The organism is Actinacidiphila oryziradicis (genome assembly GCF_005047355.1).
GTDB lineage: Bacteria > Actinomycetota > Actinomycetes > Streptomycetales > Streptomycetaceae > Actinacidiphila > Actinacidiphila oryziradicis.
Genome location: NZ_SUMC01000284.1, coordinates 1 through 2,597, shown reverse-complemented (window position 1 = coordinate 2,597; position 2,597 = coordinate 1). Strand labels below are relative to the sequence as shown.

Below are 2,597 nucleotides of genomic sequence, written 5' to 3'. Positions count from 1 at the left end.
GCGAGGAGATCCTCACGCGACGCAGACTCCAGAGCGGACGACATGACCCCGGATCCTGCCGCACCCACCCCGCACCTGTCACATCATCAGGAGACGGACGCACGACCGACCTTCTGAATGCTTACCCCCCTGCAGCGCTCGTCCGCCATGGATGAGGGCTTGTTCAAGGTCGCCCTCGCGTGCCGCGACGACTCCCAGCGTGACCCGCGCTTCGGCATTTCGCATCGGCGAATGCTCAGTTCCGTCGAAGTCCGTACCGACCCGAAGCACCTCTTCGGCGAGCGTCCGGGCAAGCCTGTCCTCGCCAACGAGTCGATAGCAGTCCATCGCGTAGAAATCGAATTTGGCGGAGTCCACCACGAAGTGGTGGTCAAGGTTGTCCGGGTGCGGCATCCCTTCGAGAAGCCGCCGGCCACGGTCCAGGGCCACCTCAGTCTGTCGGCGGTCGCCGATCCGTGCCCACGCCTTTGCCTCCTGTGCTGCGAGCTGCACGGCCACGCTATGTTTGGAAGCCCGCTCGCTGCCCGCCTGCGCTGCAGCGATGACGCCCCGGTAGTCACCGGTCGTCAGCGAGAACCACGCGCGCATCTCGTGAGCCCAGCCAGTCACCTCGGCATTGTCGGACTCCGCCGCGAGCGAGAGCGCCGCCCGGCGGGTGGACTCTGCCGCATGGCGGTCACCAGAGTCGTACTCCACACAGCCCACCAAAAGCGCGAGCCAACCAGAAAGCGCCAGTACCTCGCGGTGCTGGGCAAGTGTGAGGCTCTTCGAGTGGAGCTCCACCACTCGCCTCAGCCACTGCCGCCCCTCAACGAGGAGCTGTTCGCTCGGCATGTACGGGTATTCCGAGCAGAGGCGATCCGTGGTGATGCGCAGCGCATCAAGGGTGCTGTTATCCACATCGGATCGGTTGAGCCGACTGACGATTTCCAGAGTCTCCATGCCGCTGGCCGCGAAAATCTCCGCATTGCCATCCCGCCGGGCGGGTGCCGGGAATATCGCATGCGTGACCGTTCCGAAAAGCGCCGCGATAACCGGCCGGTAGAAATCCCCCGGCATCTGTCCCGACTCCCACCGCTTCCACTGCCGGACCATGCTTTCGTCCGCGGGCAGCTCCGTTGGCGCGTGTAGCCGTAGTGCTTTGACCGCATCGAGCTGTGACCACTCGCGCGCTGTCCGCTCAGCCGCGACGCGCCGTGCCCACGTTGGCCTGTCGTCGCTCATCAGCCCGGATCCACCGGCTTGATTCCGGTGTGATCGTTTCGGGGTCGTGCAGGCCGTGTCGGGGCTGGGCTGCGGATTCGGGCATGGGGTGGCCGCTGGTCTGCCCAGCTTTTCCACTTGTCCACAGGTCTCGGGCCCTTTCGGGCAGGTCGGTTAGGGACCGTCAGAGGGCTGGTGGTGTGTGCACGGTGCTGAAGAGTTGGGTGAAGTCCTGGCTCCAGGGCCAGTGTTCGGGCAGGTGCAGGGTGAGGCGGCGGGCGGAGCGGGCCAGGCGGGCGGGCACGTTGATCAGGTGATCACGGATGGTGGCGGTGGTCGCTCTGGCATGGAATGTTCCGGCCAGGGCGCCGGCGGCGCGGGTCAGGTTGTGTGCCAGGGCGGCCAGGGCGAGCCAGGCGGCATTGGCCTGGAAGTGGCCGGACGGTGCAAATACAGCGCAAAAATGGAAAATTTCCAGCACTTGCAACCTCACCCGCGCAAACAAAGAGCACCGAACTCGACATCCACTCAAGAGCGCCGATAAGTAAGCCGTCATGAGCCGGCCCACTCATTGAGAGTGGCGGCGGTTTCACGGATGCACGTGTCCACAAGCGTGCCAAACGTCTGCACGTCGCGAGCGGGGAAGTATTCCGGCACCAAACCAAAAAACGGTTCGTGGAGCTTCACCTTTGAGACGTCCAAGCGGGGGTGTAGATTGTAGTGCATAAGGGTGTTACGGAAAGGCTTTGCCGAACGATCCGTAATGGCCTGAGCCCCCGGGGAGTCAATGATGTCCTTGACGAACCCTGTTGAACGATTACTGAGCGGGTAATTCGGGTCACCATGAAGCTTCCGAAGGCTGCCCAACACCGCATACAGCGCCAAATACCGGATCTTAAAGGCCGTGTACTCAAGGTTGCGGACGTCAGAGCCAGCGGAGACGATCGTATCGGCAAAGTTCATCATCCCCTGAAAGCCCACCAACAAGCCGTTGATGGCAGGAGTGTCGTTGCCGTTAAAGACGCGAGCGTAATACCTAGCAGCCCGCTTGTCGCGCCCACCATCCATCTTATGGACGTCAAGATGTGCGATGAACGTATCCGGGCCAGAATCCATTGTGGCTCCAAGAGGACCAAAGAACCCGCCATATGCCTCAAAGAGGGTCTGTACATATGGACCAGGAGCAGCAAACAGCTTGCTGGACTCTATACCTGAATGGAAGGCTGCACTATGCGTCGTGCTAATCGCCCGTCCGCCATAGCCAAATACTCCTAGTGTCTCGTGATCCTGCAGTCGTTACTTTGATCGATGGGGCTCGTTGGTTCTGGCATGGAGCTCTCTGTGGAACAGACCGCTGAGTTGCGGGAGTTGGTGAACAGTCGCGACGTGCCGGC

The 2,597-nt window shown here is 62.0% G+C and carries 2 protein-coding genes and 1 pseudogene; all 3 read right to left on the bottom strand.

All coding sequences use genetic code 11. The annotated features are described in order from the left end of the window. Nucleotides 1-78: 78 nt before the first annotated feature. A complete protein-coding gene (locus FCI23_RS55190) occupies nucleotides 79-1,224 on the bottom strand; it encodes an XRE family transcriptional regulator (RefSeq protein WP_246144939.1) in 1,146 nt (381 codons plus the stop codon). Nucleotides 1,225-1,387: 163 nt separating this feature from the next. Continuing rightward, a pseudogene (locus tag FCI23_RS55185) lies at nucleotides 1,388-1,648 on the bottom strand (transposase); the annotation flags it as partial. 107 nt (nucleotides 1,649-1,755) lie between these two features. Next, on the bottom strand, nucleotides 1,756-2,319 hold the full coding sequence (locus FCI23_RS55180) for a hypothetical protein (protein WP_136731693.1): 564 nt from the start codon (nucleotides 2,317-2,319) through the stop codon (nucleotides 1,756-1,758). Between the last annotated feature and the right edge of the window lie 278 nt (nucleotides 2,320-2,597).

Bases quoted from the DNA above. Each gene is read 5' to 3' on its own strand.
- FCI23_RS55190 (WP_246144939.1), bottom strand. From the start codon at position 1,224: ATGAGCGACGACAGGCCAACGTGGGCACGGCGCGTCGCGGCTGAGCGG.
- FCI23_RS55180 (WP_136731693.1), bottom strand. From the start codon at position 2,319: ATGGATTCTGGCCCGGATACGTTCATCGCACATCTTGACGTCCATAAG.